Genomic DNA, 21,128 nt, shown 5'->3' on the forward strand with positions numbered 1-21,128 from the left:
GGAACGAGGGGCCCGCCGTCGGTATCTGGCGATGATGGCCGTCTGCGTCACGCTGTTCGTGCTCGCCGGCAGTGTGGTCCGGCTGGTGTCGGTGCCCGCGGCGCTGGCGATGATGCTCGTCGCCGCGCTCATCCCCCCGGTCGCCGCCCTCGTCGCCAACCGGTTCCGATGAGCGGTGGGTGTGCCGGTCACAGGCTGGGGGCGAGTTCCACCATCCGTTCCACGTCGGCGCGGTAGGACAACAGACAGGGTATGGGGATATCGAGCCGCTCCCCCGTGCGTACGAGATCGTCATAGATCTCGTAGAGGTCCACCGGAGCGTACCGGCCGTGATTCACCGAAACGCGCTGGAGCAGTTCGCCACGGAGCATAAGCCGGACCGCCGGGGTGACGGTGGACGGCGGCAGCAGGAACGGCCGCGCATCCTGCGCGATACGCACGTCGGCGCCGCGCACCGCGCAGATCTGCATGGCCTCGCGGCCGGCGTGCAGCGCGTCATAAACCGCCCGGTTGCTCCGGGTGAACGGCTCGAAACCGCGGGCGCGGGCGGCACCGCATATCCACGCGGCGGTGCTCGCGAAATGCACCCACAGCCAGTGTTCCATGTTGGGATGGATTTCCGGCCGGAAACCGGCCTCGGCGAACAGCGCCACGAGACGGCCCAGGTTCTGCTCGGCGGTGTCGGTCGCCGGGCCGTACAGCGCGTGCCCGGACACGCTCGACCCGAGCATGATCCCGCCCTCGAGCGCACCGTCGAGGATGTTGTCGATGATGCCGCCGCCACCGCGTGGCGCGCCCAGCACGTACTGGTCCTTGCCCAGGTGGGCGTCTATCAGGTCAAGGCCGCGCCAGTTGTTGTTCAGGAACAGCACGGTGGCGGAGCCGAGGCTGCGCGCCAGCTCCGGCAGGACGTCCGGGGTCTGGGTGTGCCGGACGGCGAGCACGACCAGGTCGGTTCCGTCCGCGGGGCGCAGCTCGGTGACGACGCGCGGGCGGAAGCCTTCGACGACCTCCCGGCGACGTCTGCCCCGCACATCGAGAATTCGCAGGCTGATCCCGTCGGACCAGCGGGCCAGCTGTTCCGGACGGACCAGCATGCTCACGTCATGCCCGGCCCGTGACAGCGCCCAGGCGTGCAGCGTTCCTATCGCTCCGCTGCCGAACACCACAATACGCATACCATCCAGTATCGATTACGGGCCGGGACGTTCGTCAGGGTCGACGGCCCGCACGAAACCGGTACAAGGGCCCGGTCGGCCGGCGGCCTTCCCGCGGAAGAAGGCCCACCGGCCGACCGCGGCCTTCCCGCGGAAGGCCGTATGTCTTACCTCGATGTCACCGTGCTTTACCTCGATTTCACCGTTCAGGCCGGGGTGCCACGGCGGCGACGGCCGCGATGGCCGTCGAGGAGCGTTTTTCCGGGCCCTCGGGTGTGCGGCGCCGACGGCGGATGCGCCGTGGACGGGCCGGTCGTCGGGCCGGTCGAGGCCGCCGAGGCCGGCGCGTCCCAGCGGCGGGAGGCCCGGCGGCGATGCGGCGCGACCACGGTCAGCACCTCCGAGGGGTCGACGAAGTAGCCCGACTCCTCGTCGAGCACCCAGGTGTACGCGACGGAGATGTCGAAGTAGAGGCCGACGAGCTGCAGCCGGCCCTGCTCCAGGGCGTCCCGTACGGCGGGATGGGCGCGCAGGTGCTCCAGCTGCTGGACGACGTTCGCCCGGCCCAGCTGCTCCAGCGGGGACAGTCCCTCCGTACCCGGCAGCGGCATGCGCGCCAGCGCCCCGCGGGCATGGGTCAGCCACCCCGCCAGCGCGGAGTCCGGCTCGTCGTCGAGGTCGCCGGAGAGCAGTGCGTGCATCGCGCCGCACCCGGAATGCCCGCACACCACGATCGAGGGAACCTTCAGGACGCTGACGGCGTAGTCCAGCGCGGCCGTCACGGACAGGTCGCTGCCCGGCGCGATGCTGGCGCTCGGCTCGGAGGCGCCAGGCGGGACGAGATTACCGACGTTACGGATAGTGAAGAGATCACCGGGGCCGCTACTGGTGATGATGTTTGGCACCACCCGGGAGTCGGCGCACGTCAGGAACAACGCGCTGGGGCGCTGCGCCTCGGCGAGCCCGCCGAGGGTGTCACGCAGCAGCGGGGCGGCCCGGCGGTGGAACTCGGCCACGCCGACGAGCATCGTGCTGACGGGATGCGCGTGACCAGCCGCGAGCCCGCGGCCGTCGGTACCTGTTCCGGCCGTCCGCACGGGACCGGCCGCCGGGGAGGCATCGGCCTGATGACCGCTCTGGATGCCGGCGTCCCGCGGGCCGGTGTCACGGGAGCCGGCATCCTGGGAGCCGACATCCTGGGAGCCGGTGTGCGCGGCGGCCAGCTCCTGCCACTGCGACCAGGGGGCGAACCAGCGGGGCAGGTGCGGGACGACGGTGCGGCGCCGGCCGGCCGGAGCGTCCTGGGCGGGCCGGAACCAGGCGTGACCGATCTCGTCGACCGTCACGCTCCCCCCGCTCCGCTCGTGGTCGGTGCACCAGGAGTGCAGATGCTCGAACGCCGCGTGGTCGAGATAGTCCACCACGAGCTCGATCAGCACGGGCGCGCCCGGGGGGATCCGGCCGAGGATCCGGGACAGCCGGGACAGGGAGACGAAGCTCAGGGTCCCCTCGACCTCCACCTGCCACAGCTCGCCGGAGCGGACCAGGTGGATGTTGGACCACAGCACCCGGCGCAGGATCAGGCCGAGCGCGGTGACCAGGCCGAGCGCGACGCCCTGCAGCAGGTCGAGAGCGACGACACCGACCAGGGTGACGACGTACACGGGCAGCTCGCCGTGCCGGCGCACATGGCGCAGATGGGAGATGTCGACCAGCCGGATCCCCACGACCACCAGCAGCCCGGCCAGGGCCGCCAGGGGAATCCACTCGACCACCCCGCCGAGGAACACCGCGAACAGCAGCACCCACACGCCGTGCAGGACGGCCGACGCCCGCGTCCTCGCCCCGGCGGCGACGTTGGTGGAACTACGGACGATGACACCGGTGACCGGCAGTCCGCCGGCGAGGCCCGAGAGGATGTTGGCCGATCCCTGGCCGAACAGCTCACGGTTGAGGCTGATCGGGCGCTGTCCGGGACGGCGCGCGCCGGGGAGCTTCTCCACCGCGACCGCCGACAGCAGGGATTCGACGCTCGCGACGACGGCGACGGCGAGGACGCCGACTATGATCCCGCCCCAGGCGGCGTCCGGGAACCGCGGCAGCGACAGCGAGCCGAGGATCGAGCCGGGCAGGTCGACCCGGGGCAGGTCGAGGTGGAACGCGGCGGCGACGGCGGTCCCGACGGTGACCGCGGCCAGCGGCGCGGGAATCGCCCGCACCTGCCTGGGCAGCACCTTGGACAACCGGGGCCACAGCAGGATGATCGCCATCGTCACGACACCGATCAGCGTCGCGGCGTTGTGGTTGTCGATGATCTGACCGGGCAGCGTCGCGATGTTGTCCAGGGCGTGGCTTTCCGGTTCGCCGCCGAGCACGACATGCAGCTGCCCGAAGACGATGGTCAGCCCGATGCCGCCGAGCATGCCGTGCACGATCGCGGGTGAGACCGCGACCGCCGCGCGGGCGACGCGGCTGACCGCGAACAGGATCTGCACCACGCCCGCGGCGGCGGTTATCGCGCAGGTGACCTGCCAGCCGTAGCTGGACACCAGGCCCGCGACGATGACCGTCAGCCCCGCCGCGGGACCGCTGACCTGCAACGGCGCGCCGCCGAGCAGGCCGGCGACGATGCCGCCGACCACGGCGGCGATGAGGCCGGCGGCGACCGGCGCGCCCGAGGCGACCGCGATGCCCAGCGACAGCGGCATCGCGACCAGGAACACCACCAGCGACGCCTGCAGGTCGGGCCGGAAGGTAGCGGGCACGAGCGGGCGCCGGCGGGCCCGGCCGTGCCCGGCGCCTTCCGGCGCACCGGGCGGCGAATGGCTGTGCTGTGATGACGATGATGCAGATGGTGACGACGGGATGTCTGAGACGGTCACGCGACGCTCCTCGGGGTCGGGTCGGCACCGGACAGGGCTGTCGCGATGGAACGGCTTCGAAGGGGTCGCCGAAGAGGGCCGCGCCCCTGTCGAAGCCAGCCCGTGGGCGGCGCCCGCCCGCACCCGACCGCCAGTCCAAGCCCTGTCGGTGATGGCCCTGCCACTGGCGGGGCCATCACGTGCAGTAACTAGTTGTTGCACCCTGAAGAACGAAGGAGACCCGATCCGAGTTTCCGGCTGTGACGTTCACCTCGGAAGGGACGAATCACCCACTCCGCGGGGCCGTGTCAGCCGTTGACAACCGCCTGCCGCTGGGCCACCGCCTGCCGGACGCCGGCCAGCGCGTCCGCGATGGCGTCCGGGCTGCTGCCGCCGCCCTGGGCGAGGTCGTCCTTGCCGCCGCCGCCACCACCGAGGATCTTCGCGGCGCCGCGGACGAGCTCCCCGGCCCGGATCCCGCGTTCCCGCGCCGGGCCGTTGGTGGCCACCACGATGACCGGGCGCCCACCGGCCGCGGCCGCGGCCGCGACGACGGCCGGGCGGTCCGCCGGCACCCGGCCACGGATGTCGACGACGAGCTTGCGCAGGTCGTCCGCGCCGGTGCCGTCAGGCGCCCGGTGGGTGACCAGCGCGGTCCCGCCGACGTCCTCGGCCGCCCGGGCGAGATCGCCCGCGATGGCCAGCACCTGCGCGGCCCGCAGCTTCTCCAGCTCCTTCTCGGCCTCCCGCAGCCGGCCGAGCACCTGGGACAGCCGCTCGGGCACGTCCGCCCGCGGGGCCTTGAGCACCTCGGTGACCTGTGAGACGAGCACGGCCTCCCGGGCCAGGTAGCGGTAGGCGTCCAGGCCGACGAGGGCCTCCACCCGCCGCACCCCGGCCCCGACCGAGGCCTCCCCCAGCAGCTTGACCAGGCCGAGCTGACCGGAGCGGCGGACATGCGTGCCGCCGCAGAGCTCGCGGGAGTAGTCCCCGATGGAGACGACCCGGACCCGCTCGCCGTACTTCTCGCCGAACATGGCGATCGCGCCGGTCCGGCGCGCCTGGTCGATGTCCATGACCTCGGCGCGGACGTCGAGGTCCTCGGTCAGCACCTGGTTGATGGTCTCCTCCACATCGGCGAGCACCGAGGGCGGTACCGCGGCCACCGAGGAGAAGTCGAAGCGGAACCGGCCGGGGGAGTTCTCCGAGCCGGCCTGCGCGGCGGTCGGGCCGAGGGCGTCCCGCAGGGCCTGGTGGGTGAGGTGGGTGGCGCTGTGGGAACGCGAGATCGCCACCCGCCGGGCCGGGTCGATCTCCGCCTGGACGTCCGCGCCGAGAGTGACTCCCCCCGTGCGCACCCGGCCACGGTGGACGATCAGGTCGGGCAGCGGCTTCTGCACGTCGAGGATCTCGATCTCGGTGCCGTCGGCGAGCCGGATGACACCGGCGTCGGCGAGCTGCCCACCGCCTTCGGCGTAGAACGGCGTCCGGTCGAGCACGATCTCGACGTCGTCACCCTGCGCGGCCTCGCGGGCCGCCGCGCCGCCGACCAGCAGCCCCCGTACGCGCGCCTCCTCGGCGCCGCTGCCGTATCCGGTGAACACCGACGGGCCGGCCGCCGCCAGCACGTCCCGGTACGCCGAGGTGTCGACGTGGCCGGTCTTCTTCGCGCGGGCGTCGGCCTTGGCGCGCTGCCGCTGCTCGGCCATGAGCCGGCGGAAGCCCTCCTCGTCGACGGTCAGGCCCGTCTCGGCCGCCATCTCCAGGGTGAGGTCGACCGGGAAGCCGTAGGTGTCGTGCAGCTGGAACACCCGCTCGCCGGGGATGACGCTGGCGCCGGCCTTCTTCGTCTCGCTCGCGGCCAGATCGAAGATGGACGTGCCGGTGCGCAGCGTCTGGAGGAAGGCCGCCTCCTCGGCGGTGGCGACCGAGTCGATCCGGACGCGGTCGGTGACAAGCTCCGGATACTGCGGGCCCATCGCCTCGATGGTGGCGTCGACCATCTCGTGCATGGTCGCGTCATGGGCGCCGAGCAGGCGCATGTTGCGGATGGCGCGGCGCATCATCCGGCGCAGCACGTAGCCGCGCCCCTCGTTGCCGGGCAGCACCCCGTCACCGATGAGCATCACCGAGGTGCGCACGTGGTCGGCGACCACCCGCAGGGAGACGTCCGAACGGTGCTCGGCGCCGTAGCGGGCGCCGGTCAGCGCGGACGCCCGGTCGAGGATCACCCGCGAGGTGTCGATCTCGTAGAGGTTGTCGACGCCCTGCAGGATGGCCGCGAGCCGCTCCAGCCCGAGGCCGGTGTCGATGTTCCTCGAGGGCAGGTCGCCGAGGATCGGGTAGTCCTTCTTCGAGGATCCCTCGCCGCGGATGTACTGCATGAAGACGAGGTTCCAGATCTCCAGGTACCGCTCGCCGTTGACCGCGGGGCCGCCCTCGGCGCCGAACGCCGGACCGCGGTCGTAGTTGATCTCCGAGCAGGGCCCGCACGGGCCCGGCACGCCCATCGACCAGAAGTTGTCCTCCATGCCGAGCCGCTGGATGCGGCCGGCGGGCACGCCGACCTTGGAGTGCCAGATGTCGGCCGCCTCGTCGTCGTCGAGGTACACCGTCACCCACAGCCGGTCCTCGGCCAGGCCGTAGCCGCCGTCGGCCACCGGGGTGGTCAGCAGCTCCCAGGCCAGCGGGATCACGGTCTCCTTGAAGTAGTCCCCGAAGGAGAAGTTCCCGCACATCTGGAAGAAGGAGCCGTGCCGGGTGGTACGGCCGACCTCCTCGATGTCGGTGGTCCGCACACATTTCTGGACGCTGGTGGCCCGGGTGTACGGCGGGGCGACCTCGCCGAGGAAGTACGGCTTGAACGGGACCATCCCGGCGTTGACGAGCAGCAGGGTGGGGTCGTCCGCGATGAGGGAGGCCGACGGGACGACCGTGTGGCCCCGGTCGGCAAAATAGCGCAGCCAGCGGCTCGCGATCTCAGCGGACTTCATTCCAGCCTTCCTGCCCGGCGGACGACGCGCCATCGACGTTCCATCGGCGCGCGATGCGGATGCCGGATGTGCCGGCCAGGCGCCGATGGCCCATCGTAGCCAGTCGAGCGGACAGGACACGATCGTCGGGCCGCCCGGCGCACCGCGCGCGCCGGGCGGCCCCGCCTCACCTCAGAGCTCGTCGGGCGTCGTCCCCGGGCGGCGGCGACGGGCCGCGACCCGCAGGATCACACCGCCGCCGACGAGCGCCGCGGCGATCGCCGCCATCGCGCCGGTCTCGGCGCCGGTGAAGGGCAGCCCCCCGGTGCTGGGATACTCCTGGCCGGCCGGGCGGACCGGCTCCCGGCCGGCGGCCACCGGGTCGCCGCCACCGGGCACGGGGGGCAGCACCACCGGGACGGCCACGCCACCGCCGCCACCGGGCGCGGGCTCTTCCGTGTCGCCGCCGCCGCTGTTACCACCGTCACCGCCGATACCGCTGACGCCGAAGGCGACGCCGATGCCACCGCGGGGGCCGTCCTCGCCGCCGGCACCGCCGTCGGGGCTGCCCCAGCCGCCGACGGCCACCCCGACACGCGGGTCGCCGTCCCTGTCAGCGGATGGATCCCCGGTGGCGGCGAGCCCGGTGGCGGCGAGCCCGGTGGCGGCGAGACCGGTGGAGAGAACGGCGGACGGGTCGGTCACGGTCACGGTCGCGGCCACCGTGCGCTGCGGCAGCCCCTCCGGTGACCCACCCGGCAGCCCCTGCGCGAGCCCCGCGGGGAGCCCGAGGCCGGGATCAGCCGCGAACGGGCCGGTGCCGGTGATGACGTAGTCGCCGGGCGCGGTGAAGGCCGGCGGCCGCAGGCTGAAGCTGCCCTGGTCATCCGCTGTTGCCGTACCGGCCGTGCCGTCGTTGACCCGTACGGTGATGGTTGCGCCCGGGACGAAACCACCGCCGCCGAAGAGCACCGACTCGCCAACGGCCACCGACCGTGCGCTGACCGTGGCTACGCCGAGCGGGCCAGGGCTGTCGGGACGGTCTACGGGCGCGCCGGTATATGTGGCCGCCGCCGGATCCACCGCCGTGCTCAGTGCCAGCCCACCCCCCATAAGCAGTGCGGCTGCGAACGTGCGAAACCTCATGGAAGCACTCCCCCTGCCCGGATTCCGGACAAGTCCGTTGACGCATGAACACGAAGAGTATATGTGTTATTGCTCTCCGTGTCCACAACATTGGGTGTCCAGTCGGTTTCACCCAGTGGGCGGCATCCTGGCCCGTCGTGTCCGCGGCCCACGGCGGCCGGTGTCACCGGCCGCGCTTGCGCCGGTGGGAGCCGGCCGGCCGCGCGTTGAGCGTCAACGGTGTCGTCGCGTCGTCCGGCAGGCTGTCCGCCCGGCCGTCGGCCAGCCTGCCGGCCAGGGCGTCGTCGGTCAGGGCGCCGTCGGTCAGGGCGCCGTCGGTCAGGGCGCCGTCGGTCAGGGCGCCGTCGGTCAGGGCGCCGTCGGTCAGGGCGCCGTCGGCCGGGGCGCCGTCGGTCAGGGCGCCGTCGGCCGGGGCGCCGTCGGCCGGGGCGCCGTCGGTCAGGCCCGCCGGGCGTTCGGTGGCCAGTCCGATGCCGGCCGGAGCCACGGTCGTGCCACCGGCCCGGTGATGCCGCTCCCGATACGGGTCTCGCAGCTGGTCTCGCAATGGGTCACGCAACGGGTCACCCAGCGGGGCACGGTCGCCACGCGCGTTCGCCGTGGAGCTGTCGCGGCCGCCGGCGAGATCGTCGTACGGTTGGTGCTGTGCCGCGATTCTCAGTTCGGCCCGCGGACCGCCGGCTCCCGGCTGGCCGCCACCCGGGCGACCGGGACGGGCCACGGCCGGGACGAGCGCCGGACGCTCCTCGAAGGCCCGGGGCGAGTCGGCCGGAGCGTAGCCACCGTAGGCGTGATAGGCGTCGTAGACGGCGTCCGGCCCCTTGACCGGGACCATGGTGAGAACGGCGCCCAGGATGCGGGCGTCGACCAGCCGCAGCGCGTCCACGGCCCTGACCGCCTGTTCGCGCCGGGTCCGGCCGGCCCGCACGATCAGCACGGCACCGTCGGCCTGGGCCGCGAGCACGGCCGCGTCGGTCACCGGGAGCAACGGCGGGGTGTCGATCAGGACGAAGTCGAAACGGGCGGACAGCTCGCCGAGCAGGTCGCTCATCCCCCGGGATCCGAGCAGTTCGCTGGGGTTCGGCGGCAGCGGGCCGCTGGGCAGCACGTACAGCCGGCCGTCGACGTCGCCCCAGGGCAGCAGCACGTCGTCGAGGCCGGCGGTGCCGATCAGCACGGAGGTCAGGCCGGCCGCCGTCTCCACCCCGAGACAGTCGCCAAAGGACGGCTTGCGCAGGTCGCCCTCGACCAGCGCCACCCGGGCGCCGGCCTGCGCGAGGGCGACCGCCAGGCTACAGGCCGTCGTCGTCTTGCCCTCGTCGGGCATCGAGCTGGAGATCAGGATGGTGCGCGGCGGGGTGTCCACGTCGACGAAGCGCAGGTTGGTCCGCAGCTGCCGGAACGCCTCGGCGTTCGTCGAGTGCCCGTCCTGAGCGGCGATCAGGGGAGACTGGGCGCCGGTCGCGTCGAAGGCGATCGTGCCCAGGACCGCCAGCCCGCTCGCCGCGGTGATGTCGGCGGCCGTGGCGACCCTGGTGTCGAACCGCTGCCGCACCACCGCCGCGGCGACGCTGGCGAGCAGGCCGGCCAGCACGCCGAACGCGACGGCCCGCACGGGCCGTGGCGATACCGGCCTGGCCGGCGTCTTCGCCTTCTCCCACACGCTCACCCGGACCAGCGGCGCCTTGTCCGGGGACGGGGTCTCGATCTGCGCGATGGCCTGGGAGAAGACCTCACCGACCGTGTCGGCGATCAGCTGGGCGCGGTTGGGGTCGGTGTCGGTGACCACGGCCCGCAGCAGGACGGTCTCGGGGACGGTCTGCGCCTGGATGCGGCCGCGCAGCCGCTGCGGGCTCTCGTCGAGGTGCAGCCTGTCGACGACGGCCGCGGCGACCCGGTCGCTGGCCACCAGATCGGCGTAGGACTTGACCCGCTGCTGGGACAGCAGACCGCCCTGATAGGCCGCCGCGGCGCTGTCGGTCGTGTCCGACGACGTGACCACCATGGTCGTCACGGCGGCGTAGGCCGGCGTCTGGCGCCACGAGACGGCCGCCGCGAACAGGCCACCGAGCAGGACGCAGACCACGATGAGCGGCCAGCCCCGGCGCAGCGCTCTGACGTACTCCCGAAGTTCCACCAGCGGACCAGCCCTCCCCGGAGATGTATTCCGGTAATCATATCAACACTCTGAGCAACCAACATACTCGATGTACATCTGTACAGTCACCATCCGTAGTTATTACTCTATGGAGTCATGCGCGAACAGAATGCCGTTGGCGAGCCGGGAGCCGCACCGGTGACGCCGGGCGTCCGGCCGCCGTGGAGCCGCCCCCCGTGGAACCAGCCGCCGTGGAACCAGCCGCTGTGGGAGCGGCTGCTGCGGGGCGGCCTGCGCCGGCACGTCGGGCTGCAGATCGGGCTCGACGCCGCCTGCCTGGTGACCGGGTTCGGTGCCGCCTACCTCGCCCGCTTCAGCTCGTCCCCGCTGACCGACGGCGAATTCTGGATGATCACAACGGTCGCGGTCTGCCTGCTGTACTTCGCCGGCACCGCCGGGCACCTCTATCTGGGCCGCTACCGTTTCGGCGGCTTCGACGAGGTGCTGGCGCTGGTCCGCGCGGTCGCGACCACGACGGCCGGGGCCGTGGTCGTCGACGTCGCCCTCGGCCGTTCCGAGGGGATGCCGGCCGGGCTCCTCCCACTGGCGGGCGCGGTCGGGCTCGTCCTGATGTTCGGCGTCCGGTACCTGTGGCGGCTGGCCGGGCAGCGCCGCCGGCGGCGGCAGCGGGCCGGCAGCGAACCGGTCATCGTCTTCGGCGCGGGCGAGGGCGCCGACCGGGTGCTGGCGTCGATGTCGGGCAGCCCGGACAGCCCCTACACCCCGGTGGCCCTGCTCGACGACGACCCGGGCACCTGGAACCTGGCGCTCGGCGGCGTACGGGTGCGCGGTGGGCGCGCGGCCATCGCCACGGTCGCCCGCCAGACCGGCGCCCGCACCCTGCTGGTGGCCATCCCCAGCGCCGACGCCGCGCTGTTACGGGAGATCACCGATCTCGCCGAGGACGCCGGCCTGACCGTCAAGGTGCTCCCCCGCGTCGCGGACCTCATCGACGGGCGGGTCGGCGTCCAGGACATCCGCGACATCGACATCACCGACCTGCTGGGACGCCACCGGATCCAGACCGACGTCGCCTCGGTGGCCGGCTACGTCACCGGCCGGCGGGTGCTCGTCACCGGGGCCGGCGGCTCGATCGGCTCGCAGCTGTGCCGGCAGCTGTACCCCTACCGCCCCCAGGAGCTGGTCATGCTGGACCGGGACGAGTCCGCGCTGCGGGCGGTCCAGATATCCATCCACGGCCGGGCGGCCACCGACGACGAGACGGTGGTGCTGTGCGACATCCGCGACGCCGAGGCCGTCCACGCCGTGTTCGCCCGGTACCGGCCGCAGGTGGTCTTCCACGCCGCCGCGCTGAAACACCTGCCCCTGCTGGAACGCTTCCCCGGCGAGTCGGTGAAGACCAACGTGTGGGGGACGATGACCGTCCTGGACGCCGCCGTGTCGGTGGGCGTCGAACGGTTCGTCAACATCTCGACGGACAAGGCCGCGAACCCGACCAGCGTCCTGGGCTACTCCAAGCGGATCACCGAGCGGCTGACCGCCGGGATGTCCGCGCGCGCCCACGGCGGGGTCTTCGTCAGCGTGCGGTTCGGCAACGTCCTGGGCAGCCAGGGCTCCGTGCTGCGGGTGTTCGCCAGCCAGCTGGCCGCGGGCGGGCCGCTGACGGTCACGCACCCGGACGTCACCCGCTACTTCATGACCGTCGAGGAGGCGGTGGAGCTCGTCGTCCAGGCCGGCGCCCTGGGCGGCAACGGGGACGTCCTCGTCCTCGACATGGGCCGGCCGGTGCGGATCGCCGACGTCGCCAGCCGGCTGGCCGGCCGCGGCCCGCGGCCGGTCGAGGTGGTCTACACCGGGCTCGGCCCCGGGGAGAAGCTGCACGAGGACCTCTTCGACGACGACGAGCGCGACATCCGCCGCCACCATCCCCTGATCTCGTACGTGTCCGCGCCGGCGATCGACCGGCAGCAGGTCCGCGCGCTCGCGCCCTGGGGGGATCCCGGGGTGCTGCGCACGACGCTGCGCCAGCTCGCGAGGCCGCTCCCGGCCCTGCCACACCCCGCCGAGCCGCATCCGCGGGAAACCCGGCAGCGGGAAACCCGGCCGCGCGCGGCGGAGACACCGAGCGTGGTCGGCAACGACCTGTGACCGATGCCTGCCGGCGCGCGTCCACCAGCCCCCACCAGGCCCTCACCAGGGCGGACGGGCGCCGGCCGGGTGGGCGGATGAGGCGTTCCCCACTCGTGGGGGTATTCCAGTGGTTATCGTCATCGCGTGGATCGCTGGTTCAGTCTCGTCGGCGCCGACAACGTCCGGGATCTCGGCGGGCTACCGACCAGGGACGGAGCGTCGACACGGCCGGGACAACTGCTGCGCGCCGACACCGTCCAGGAGCTGACCAAGGACGATGTTGTTACGTTACGTAACAACTATGGCCTGCGCACGGTCCTCGATCTGCGCGCCGCGGCGGAGATCGCCCGGGAGGGCCGCGGCCCGCTGGCGGAGGAGGATGTCGCCTACCACAACCTGTCGTTCCTCCCCGGCGAGTTCGTGATGGCCGACGACCCGCGCTACCCCCTGATCGTCGCCGACCGCGCCTCGCAGGACCGGGTCGAGCACTACCTCGACTACCTGCGCGGGGCACCCGACGCGGTCGCCGGCGCCCTGCGGCTGCTCGCGGACCCCGGCCGCCTGCCGGCGCTGTTCCACTGCGCCGCGGGCAAGGACCGCACAGGCGTGCTGGCCGCCGTCGTGCTCGACATCGCCGGGGTCGAACGGGACGCGGTCATCGCCGACTATGTCGCGAGCAACGAGCGGATCGACCGGGTGGACCGCCGGCTGGCCAGGCGTCCCACCTACGACCGGGCCCGCAGCGGCGCCAGGGCGGACGGCATGAGCTGCCGGCCGGAGGTCATCAGCCGCTTCCTCACCGCGCTCGACGACACCTGGGGCGGCGCGGCCGGGTGGGCCCGGCACGCCGGCGTGCCCGACGACGCGCTCCGCTCGCTGCGGGCCAACCTGACCGGCTGAGCGGGGCGGCGGACATCCCATGCGAACCGCTGGCACCAACCGGTGTTACCGGGCCCGTACAGCCGGCCGGACCACCCAGCACAATGGGGTGGTGGACGCGACACCGCCCCGCCCGTACCACCGGCCCGGCCGGTCCTGGCGGGTACGCGGTGCCTCCCGGCGGCACCCGTCGTGCGGCGCCCCGCAGATACTGGTCCTGCTCGTGGCCGCGACCTGCCTGAGCACGGTCCTCACCAGCTGTGGGGAGAGTATCTCCTCCCGGTCGGCGTCAAGAGTCCCGCGCGACCTGATCCCCCTCTTCCAGAACGCCGCGGCGGTCTACGGTGTCCTCACCGCGGCCCAGCTCGCGGCCCAGGCCCGGGTGGAGAGCAAGTTCAACCGCGACGCGGTGTCCCGCGCGGGTGCCCGCGGCATGATGCAGTTCCTGCCCGGCACCTGGGAACAGTTCGGTGTCGACGGCAATGCCGACGGCGCGGCCGACCCGTTGGAACCGGCGGACGCCATCCTTTCCGCCGCGCGTTACGACGCCCACCTGGCCCAGCTCGTCCAGAAACTGCCCGGCGACCGTGTCTCGTTGATCCTGGCCGCCTATAATGCGGGACCCGCGGCTGTCCGCGATGCCGGCGGAGTTCCCGATTTCGCCGAGACGCGAGCATACGTCGCGAACGTCCACAACTGGACCAGCCGCTTCAACGACCAGCTCTAGACAGGCCAACTTCAGACATACCGGCACCGGGCACACCGGCGCCGGACATATGCCGGCGGCCCCGCGCACGCCGCCCGGGGCCCCGGGAAAACCGATGGAGAAAACAATGACCGACAATGGTGGGCGGTGACACGGCCGCTGCCGGACGCCGACGCCACTCCGTCGCCCGCGGCCGACCCGGCGGTCGAGGACGTCATCCGGCGGATCGAACGCTCCAGCGGCATGCTCGCCAGCCGCGCGGTGGCCCGCATGCACGAGGTCCTGCCCTGGTTCACGCCCATGTCGGCCCGGCACCGGGCCGACATCCAGCTGGTGGTACAGGCCGGGATCTCCTCGTTCGTGGAGTGGTGCCGGAGTCCCCAGCACGCCCGGGAGCTGTCCGGGGACGTGTTCCGGGTCGCTCCCCGTGACCTCGTCCGGGCTGTGACCTTCCGCCGCCTGGTCGAACTGGTGCGGGTGGCGGTCGAGGCGATCGAGGCCGAGGTGCCCGCGCTGGCCGGCCCCGAGCACGAGCAGCGGCTGCTCGCCGACGTGCTGCGCTACTCCCGCGACATCGCCTTCGCCGGCGCGGTCGTCTACGCCCGCGCCGCCGAGGAGCGGGGCGCGTGGGACGCCCGGCTGGAGGCGCTCGTCGTGGACCACGTCGTGCGCGGCGAGGTGGAGCGGGCGCTGCCGTCACGCGCGGCGGCGCTGGGCTGGCGCAACCCGCCGTCCGTCGCGGTGATCGTCGGGGACACCCCGGACCGCTCCCCCGAGGTCGTCGTCGACCAGGTCCACCGCCTCGGGCGCGGGGCCGGCCTGGAGGTGCTCACCGGCGTCCACCACGAACGGCTGGTCGTCATCGTCGGCGGGGACTTCGTGACCGCCGCCGCCGCCGCGCGGCGGCCGGCCCGGCCCGGCGCCGCCGGCTGCGGCCGTGCCCTGCTCGACGCCGTCGACGCCCTGTTGCCGGCCTACGGGCCCGGTCCGGTCATCATCGGCCCGGTCGCCGCCGACCTGGCCACGGCCGCCTCCTCGGCGCACGCGGCGCTGGCCGCGGCCGACGTGGTCGCGGCGTGGCCGGCCGCCCCGCGCCCGGTGACCGCGCAGGCGCTGCTGCCGGAACGGGCCCTCGCCGGCGACACCGGAGCCCGCCGCGCCCTGATCGAGGACGTGTACACGCCGCTGCGGGAGGCGGGGGCGCCGCTGCTGGCAACGGTGGGCGCCTACCTCGACCTCGGCGCCTCGCTGGAGGCCACGGCCCGCGCCCTGTACCTGCATCCCAACACGGTCCGTTACCGGCTCCGCAAAGCCGCCGACGCGTGCGGGCTCGACCCGACGGACCACCGGGAACGGTTCACCCTGCACGTGGCGCTCATCCTGGGCCGGCTCGCCGCGGTGTGACCGCGGGCCGGCCGCGACCGGCACGGGCGCACCGGCGCCCGGCCCGGCGGGACGCGTTGCCATCACTTGTCGCCCGTGTCACCGAATTCCCCACCGGCCTGGTGATGGGCAATAAAGATATGGGACGGCCGAATCACTTTGTAGAGCTCCCACAATGAGCCGACGGCACAACGGTGAGTGCCCGCCAGCGACAGCCGGCGGTCAGGAAGGGTTAGGTGGTCCGGTGCTCGCTATCCTCGCCCCAGGCCAAGGTGCCCAGACTCCCGGTCAGCTGAAACCCTGGCTTGAGATCGGCGGTGTCGAGCCACGGCTGCGGTGGTGGTCGGCCGCCGTCGGAATCGACCTTGTGGACGTCGGCAGCGACGGCTCCGCGGAGACGATCCGCGACACCGCCGTCGCACAGCCGTTGATCGTCGCGACCGGTCTTGTCGCCGCCGAACAGCTTTCCCTTCCCCGGACGGGTAATCTTCTTGTCGCCGGCCACAGTGTGGGGGAAATCACCGCTTCTGTCCTGGCCGGTACCCTGGACGCCGAAAGCGCGCTGGTGTTCGTCGCGTTGCGCGGCCGGGCCATGGCCGAGGCCGCCCGGCGCGTCCCCACCGGTATGACGGCGGTCGTGGGCGGCGACCCGGACGAGGTCACCGAACATCTGCGCGGGCTGGGCCTGACCGCGGCGAACCGCAACGGCGCCGGGCAGGTCGTCGCGGCCGGCTCCCTCGAGGCACTGGCCCGCCTCGCCGAGGAGCCGCCGCCACGCACCCGGTTGCGCCCACTGTCCGTAGCCGGCGCCTTCCACACCCACTTCATGCGGCCCGCCACCGACCAGCTCGCCGGGATCGCCCCCGGGCTGCGCCCGCGGACGCCTGTCGTGGCCCAGCTGTCCAACGCCGATGGTACTGTCATCAACAACGGCCCCGAGCTGGTCCAGCACCTTGTCGATCAGGTCGCCGCACCGGTGCGGTGGGACCTGTGCCTGGCCCGTATGCGTGATCTCGGGGTGACCGCGATTGTGGAACTACCACCCGCCGGGACGCTGGCAGGCATAGCCAAAAGGGAGCTCACCGGCGTGCAGATCCTCGCTGTGAAGACACCTGACGACCTGCCCGCGGCCCGTGAACTGATCGCCCGCCACACAGACGCGCCGGGTGGCGGCGGCCCGGATGGCGGCGGCCCGGCCGCCGCCGACGGGCTCGTGGGAGCGACGCGGTGAACGGCTCCCGGCTGATGGGGATCGGCACCTACCGCCCCGCCCGCCTGGTGACCAACGACGACCTGGCCAAGCGGGTCGCGACGTCCGACGAATGGGTCCGCTCGCGGACCGGCATCGCCACCCGCCGGATCGCCGACACCGACGAGACCATCGTCGCGATGGGATCGATGGCCGCGGAGAAGGCGCTCGCCGCGGCCGGCATCGACGCCGCCGAGCTCGACATTGTACTGCTGGCGACCTGCACGAACCCGTCCCAGATCCCGGGCTCCGGGCCGCAGATCGCGCACCGGCTGGGTGCCGTGCGCGCGGGCGCGCTCGACATCAACGCCGGCTGCGCCGGCTTCTCGTACGCCCTGTCGATGGCGTCCGACATGGTCCGGGTGGGAAGCGCCCGACACGTCCTGGTGGTGGCCGCCGAACGGCTGTCGGACTACACCGACTGGGATGACCGCTCCACCTGCATCCTGCTCGCCGACGGCGCCGGGGCCGCGGTGGTCGGGCCCGCCCCGACCACCGAGATCGGCCCGGCGGTCTGGGGCCACGACGGCGGGAAGGCCGGCGCCATCAGGGTCCCCGGGTACGGCGACAACCTCTTCCGCATGGAAGGCCAGACGGTGTTCCGGTGGGCCATCACCCTGACCCCGACGGTCCGGCGCGCCTGTGAGCTCGCCGGGGTCGCGCCGGCCGAGCTCGCCGGGGTCATCCCGCACCAGGCCAACCTGAGGATCATCGACGCGCTGGTGACCGGCATCGGCGCCACGAACGCCGTGGTCGCCCGCGACGTGGTCGAGTCCGGCAACACCTCGGCCGCCAGCATCCCGCTGGCATTCAGCCGGATTCTCGACGGCGGCCAGCTGCGGCCGGGCGATCCCGTCCTGCTGTTCGGCTTCGGCGCCGGCCTGACCTACTGCGGTCAGGTCGTACGTTGCCCATAGGATTCATCGCACCGGCCGAGGACGACACGAACCTGGTTGTTCGCGTCTTCCGACAGCCCGCACCAGTTGGAACCACGTTCGGCCGATGATGGCACGGGTAAATCCACCCGTGTTGTCCGTGACGTCAGAGAAGAACAGGAGAAACAATGTCGCAGTCCGATATTCTGGAGGGTCTCGCCGCAATTCTTGAGGAGGTCGCCGGAGTCGACCCGGCCGACGTCACCGCGGACAAGACGTTCATCGACGACCTGGACGTCGACTCGCTGTCCATGGTCGAGGTCGTCGTCGCCGCCGAGGAGAAGTTCGACGTCAAGATCCCTGACGAGGACGTCAAGAGCCTCAAGACCGTCGGCGACGCGGTGTCCTACATCCAGCGGGCGGGTGTCGCCGCGTGACCGCGACCCCCAGGCAGGTCGTCGTCACCGGCCTCGGGGCAACCACCCCTCTCGGCGGCGACGTCGCCTCCACGTGGGAGGGCCTGCTCGCGGGCCGCTCCGGTGTGCGCCGGCTGACCGACGAGTGGGTCGAGCAGCTTCCGGTCCACATCGCCGCGCCCGCCGCGGTGGAACCCCCGCTGGAGCGGCTGGAGGCACGCACCCTCGACCGCGTGCAGCAGCTGGCTCTGGTGGCCGCCCGGGAGGCGTGGGCCGACGCCGGAACGCCCGAGGTCGACCCCGAACGGCTCGCCGCGGTGGTCGGCTCCGGTATCGGTGGGGTGCTGACCCTGCTCAACCAGTACGAAGTACTGCGCGAGCGGGGCCCACGCCGGGTCTCCCCGCACGTGGTGCCGATGCTCATGCCCAACGGCCCGGCCGCCACCGTGGGGCTGGCCTTCACCGCCCGGGCGGGGGTGCACGCCCCGGTCAGCGCGTGCGCGTCGGGAGCGGAGGCCATCGGCTACGCCCTGGACATGATCCGGGCCGGCCGGGCGGACGTGGCCATCACCGGCGGGTCGGAGGCGGCGATCCACCCGCTGCCGCTCGCCGGGTTCGCCCAGATGCAGGCCCTGTCCCGACGCAACGACGCCCCGCAGGCGGCATCCCGGCCGTTCGACAAGGGACGGGACGGGTTCATCCTCGGGGAGGGCGCCGGTGCCCTCGTCCTGGAGTCCGCCGAGCACGCCGCCGCCCGCGGCGCGCGGGTGTACGCCACCCTGGCCGGGTCCGGGACCAGCGCGGACGCCTACCACGTGACCGCCCCCGAGCCCAGCGGCGCCGGCGCGGCGCGGGCCGTGCGGGCGGCGTTGCACTCCGGCGGGCTGACCCCGGCCGACCTCGTGCACATCAACGCCCACGGCACCTCCACCCCCATCGGGGACGTCGCCGAGGCCCACGCGCTGCGGGCCGCGCTCGGGGACACCCTGGACGGGGTGGCGGTGACCTCCACCAAGTCCATGACCGGGCACCTGCTCGGGGCGGCCGGGGCGGTCGAGGCGGTGATAGCCGTCCTCACCCTGCGGGACAGGGTCGTGCCGGCCACCCGCAACCTCGACGCTCTCGACGACGAGATCGACCTCGACGTGGTGTCCATCGACAACCGTGCCATCCCCGCGGGCGCGGTCCTGTCGAACTCGTTCGGTTTCGGCGGGCACGACGTCTGTCTCGTCTTCACCCCCTGAGCGCGGCCCGGCCGACCGGCCGGGCCGACCGACCGGCCGGGCCGCCCCGGCGTCCCACCGGCACCCTGACGGGAACGACGCGTCCCACCGCTGGTCACCGGACCCGGCATCCACCCTGTCGGTGATTCCGCCCGGCCGGTTCGCGTCCTGTCCAGTCAGTCCGTTCAGCTAGCCCGTTCAGCCGGATGTTCATGGCGAACACCCGGTACCGACCGTCGCATCCGGCCGGCGCGGTCGGTGGCCGGGTGCTCCTGCGCGCGGGTGCCGGTTCTCCGCCCCGCTTTCCCTGTTCTGGTTCCTCCGCTTTCTCTTCTTTTCTCCGCTCCTTCTCTCCGCCTGCTTTTTTCGTGCTGACAACCAGCGGATCACATGCCCCGGCCGCTGTCCGACATAAACAACGGGAAATTACGGGTGACTACGACAGAAAACCGTGAGGACCCGTCCGGTCGCAAACGGGAACGATGATCCGATGAGCCCACCGGCCGCGGCGCGGCCCGCGGGCGCTCGCCTGCTCTCGTCACTGACCCAGGGATCCCAAGGAGATAAACGGTGAGTCTCTCCACGCTCGAACGCACCGACCCGCGTGCCCCGTCGGCCCGGCTGGCCCAGTTCTTCGACCCCGGCACCTTCGAGCCCTTCGCCGCCGCGGACACCTCCGGCGTGCTGGCGGGAGTGGGCACCGTCGAGGGCAGCCCGGTGGTGGCCTTCGCCACCGACGCGGCCATCCAGGGCGGCGCGATGGGACGCGAGGGCTGCACGCGGATCGTCGACGCCATCGAGGCGGCGGCCCGCCTGCGCCGCCCGGTGGTCGGGATCTGGCATTCCGGCGGGGCCCGGCTGCGGGAGGGAGTGGCCTCCCTCGACGGGGTCGGCCGGGTGTTCGCGGCCACGGTCCGCAGCTCCGGGCGGATCCCCCAGATCTCCCTGGTGCTCGGCGCCGCCGCCGGTGGCGCCGCCTACGGCCCCGCGCTGACCGACATCGTCGTGATGGGCCCGGCCGCCAAGGTCTTCGTCACCGGCCCGGACGTCGTACGGACGGTGACCGGTGAGGACTGCACCGCCGACAGCCTGGGCGGGCCCGACGTGCACGCACGCCGCAGCGGGGTCGTCGCCGTCACCTGCGACTCCGACGAGGCCGCCGTCGCCCGGACCCGCCGGTTGTGCGCGCTGCTCGGCGAGCAGGGCGGCATCGCCGCGGTGGAGGCCCGCGAGCTCGGTGACCTGCTGCCGGAGTCGCCGCGCCGCGCCTACGACGTCCGCCCGCTGGTGGCGGGCATCCTCGACGACGACGTGGTCGAGCTGCACCCCCGCTGGGCACCGAACATCGTCACCGCCCTGGGCCGGCTCGGCGGCCGGACGGTGGGCGTGGTCGCCAACAACCCGCTGCGCCGCGGCGGCTGCCTGGACGCCACGTCCGCGGAGAAGGCGTCCCGCTTCGTGCGGATGTGCGACTCCTTCGGCGTGCCGCTGGTCGTCCTGGTCGACGTCCCCGGCTACCTGCCCGGTGTGGGCCAGGAGTGGGACGGTGTGGTCCGGCGCGGCGCGAAGCTGCTGTACGCGTTCGCCGAGTGCACCGTGCCCCGGGTCACCGTCGTCACCCGCAAGGCCTACGGTGGCGCCTATGTCGCCATGAACTCGCACAGCCTGGGCGCGACGGCCGTGTTCGCCTGGCCGACCGCGGAGGTGGCGGTGATGGGCGCCGAGGCCGCCGTCGGGATCCTCCACCGGCGCGAGCTGGCCGAGGTCCCGACCCAGCGCCGTCCGGAGGTGGTCGCCGAGCTCGCCGCCGAGCACGTGCGCGTGGTCGGCGGGATCGACCGCGCGGTGGAGCTGGGCGTGGTGGACGCCGTGGTCACCCCGGCGGACACCAGGGCGGCGGTCGCCCAGGCCATCGCCGCCGCCCCGGCAGGTACCGCGGGCCACGGCAACATCCCGCTGTAGGCCCCGGTCCGTTGTAGGCCCCGGTGTAGGCGTGATCGCTGCCGCGCCCG

General features: G+C 73.0%; 14 protein-coding genes. 9 read left to right on the plus strand and 5 right to left on the minus strand.

From position 1 onward, the window contains the following. Positions 1–188 precede the first annotated feature (188 nt). The 5 genes from AC5LSR_RS13160 to AC5LSR_RS13180 form a co-directional block, all read right to left on the minus strand. On the minus strand, positions 189–1,178 hold the full coding sequence (locus tag AC5LSR_RS13160; RefSeq protein ID WP_250285274.1) for a ketopantoate reductase family protein: 990 nt from the start codon (positions 1,176–1,178) through the stop codon (positions 189–191). Between the two features lie 185 nt (positions 1,179–1,363). Then, positions 1,364–3,922 (minus strand): SulP family inorganic anion transporter, encoded by a 2,559-nt coding sequence (locus AC5LSR_RS13165; protein ID WP_493468509.1) that lies wholly within the window; start codon positions 3,920–3,922, stop codon positions 1,364–1,366. 404 nt (positions 3,923–4,326) lie between these two features. Beyond that, positions 4,327–7,011, minus strand: a complete 2,685-nt coding sequence (alaS, locus tag AC5LSR_RS13170; RefSeq protein WP_250285276.1) for an alanine--tRNA ligase — start codon at positions 7,009–7,011, stop codon at positions 4,327–4,329. Between the two features lie 171 nt (positions 7,012–7,182). Further along, the gene (locus AC5LSR_RS13175; RefSeq protein WP_250285277.1) at positions 7,183–8,136 is read right to left on the minus strand and encodes a hypothetical protein; all 954 of its coding nucleotides are present in this window, start codon (positions 8,134–8,136) and stop codon (positions 7,183–7,185) included. Between the two features lie 163 nt (positions 8,137–8,299). Next, a complete protein-coding gene (locus AC5LSR_RS13180; protein ID WP_250285278.1) occupies positions 8,300–10,273 on the minus strand; it encodes a tyrosine-protein kinase domain-containing protein in 1,974 nt (657 codons plus the stop codon). Positions 10,274–10,390: 117 nt separating this feature from the next. Here AC5LSR_RS13180 and AC5LSR_RS13185 point away from each other — a divergent pair, with 117 nt between their 5' ends. From AC5LSR_RS13185 to AC5LSR_RS13225, 9 genes are all read left to right on the plus strand, one after another. Beyond that, positions 10,391–12,403, plus strand: coding sequence for a polysaccharide biosynthesis protein (locus tag AC5LSR_RS13185; protein WP_250285279.1), 2,013 nt, complete (start codon positions 10,391–10,393; stop codon positions 12,401–12,403). Positions 12,404–12,529: 126 nt separating this feature from the next. Then, positions 12,530–13,285, plus strand: a complete 756-nt coding sequence (locus AC5LSR_RS13190; RefSeq protein ID WP_250285280.1) for a tyrosine-protein phosphatase — start codon at positions 12,530–12,532, stop codon at positions 13,283–13,285. 19 nt (positions 13,286–13,304) lie between these two features. Continuing rightward, positions 13,305–13,991, plus strand: coding sequence for a lytic transglycosylase domain-containing protein (locus tag AC5LSR_RS13195; RefSeq protein ID WP_445548516.1), 687 nt, complete (start codon positions 13,305–13,307; stop codon positions 13,989–13,991). A 126-nt stretch (positions 13,992–14,117) separates the two neighbouring features. Next, positions 14,118–15,374, plus strand: a complete 1,257-nt coding sequence (locus AC5LSR_RS13200) for a PucR family transcriptional regulator (protein WP_493464981.1) — start codon at positions 14,118–14,120, stop codon at positions 15,372–15,374. A 223-nt stretch (positions 15,375–15,597) separates the two neighbouring features. Further along, positions 15,598–16,584: an ACP S-malonyltransferase gene (locus AC5LSR_RS13205; RefSeq protein WP_250284442.1), complete on the plus strand. Its 987-nt coding sequence runs from the start codon at positions 15,598–15,600 to the stop codon at positions 16,582–16,584. Continuing rightward, positions 16,581–17,519: a beta-ketoacyl-ACP synthase III gene (locus AC5LSR_RS13210; RefSeq protein WP_250284443.1), complete on the plus strand. Its 939-nt coding sequence runs from the start codon at positions 16,581–16,583 to the stop codon at positions 17,517–17,519. Before AC5LSR_RS13205 ends, AC5LSR_RS13210 begins: the two co-directional genes overlap by 4 nt. Positions 17,520–17,665: 146 nt before the next feature. Further along, entirely contained in the window at positions 17,666–17,914 is a 249-nt protein-coding gene (locus AC5LSR_RS13215) for an acyl carrier protein (RefSeq protein ID WP_047221415.1), read from the plus strand. Beyond that, positions 17,911–19,137 (plus strand): beta-ketoacyl-ACP synthase II, encoded by a 1,227-nt coding sequence (gene fabF / locus AC5LSR_RS13220; RefSeq protein WP_250284445.1) that lies wholly within the window; start codon positions 17,911–17,913, stop codon positions 19,135–19,137. Before AC5LSR_RS13215 ends, fabF begins: the two co-directional genes overlap by 4 nt. A 549-nt stretch (positions 19,138–19,686) precedes the next feature. Beyond that, a complete protein-coding gene (locus AC5LSR_RS13225; protein ID WP_250284447.1) occupies positions 19,687–21,078 on the plus strand; it encodes an acyl-CoA carboxylase subunit beta in 1,392 nt (463 codons plus the stop codon). The last annotated feature ends 50 nt before the right edge of the window (positions 21,079–21,128 follow it).

The organism is Protofrankia sp. CiP1_Cm_nod4 (assembly GCF_982290645.1).

Excerpts from the sequence above, each read along its gene's own strand:
- AC5LSR_RS13215 (WP_047221415.1), top strand. The coding sequence starts at position 17,666 with ATGTCGCAGTCCGATATTCTGGAGGGTCTCGCCGCAATTCTTGAGGAG.
- alaS (WP_250285276.1), bottom strand. The coding sequence starts at position 7,011 with ATGAAGTCCGCTGAGATCGCGAGCCGCTGGCTGCGCTATTTTGCCGAC.
- AC5LSR_RS13175 (WP_250285277.1), bottom strand. The coding sequence starts at position 8,136 with ATGAGGTTTCGCACGTTCGCAGCCGCACTGCTTATGGGGGGTGGGCTG.
- AC5LSR_RS13160 (WP_250285274.1), bottom strand. The coding sequence starts at position 1,178 with ATGCGTATTGTGGTGTTCGGCAGCGGAGCGATAGGAACGCTGCACGCC.
- AC5LSR_RS13195 (WP_445548516.1), top strand. The coding sequence starts at position 13,305 with ATGCGAACCGCTGGCACCAACCGGTGTTACCGGGCCCGTACAGCCGGC.
- AC5LSR_RS13185 (WP_250285279.1), top strand. The coding sequence starts at position 10,391 with ATGCGCGAACAGAATGCCGTTGGCGAGCCGGGAGCCGCACCGGTGACG.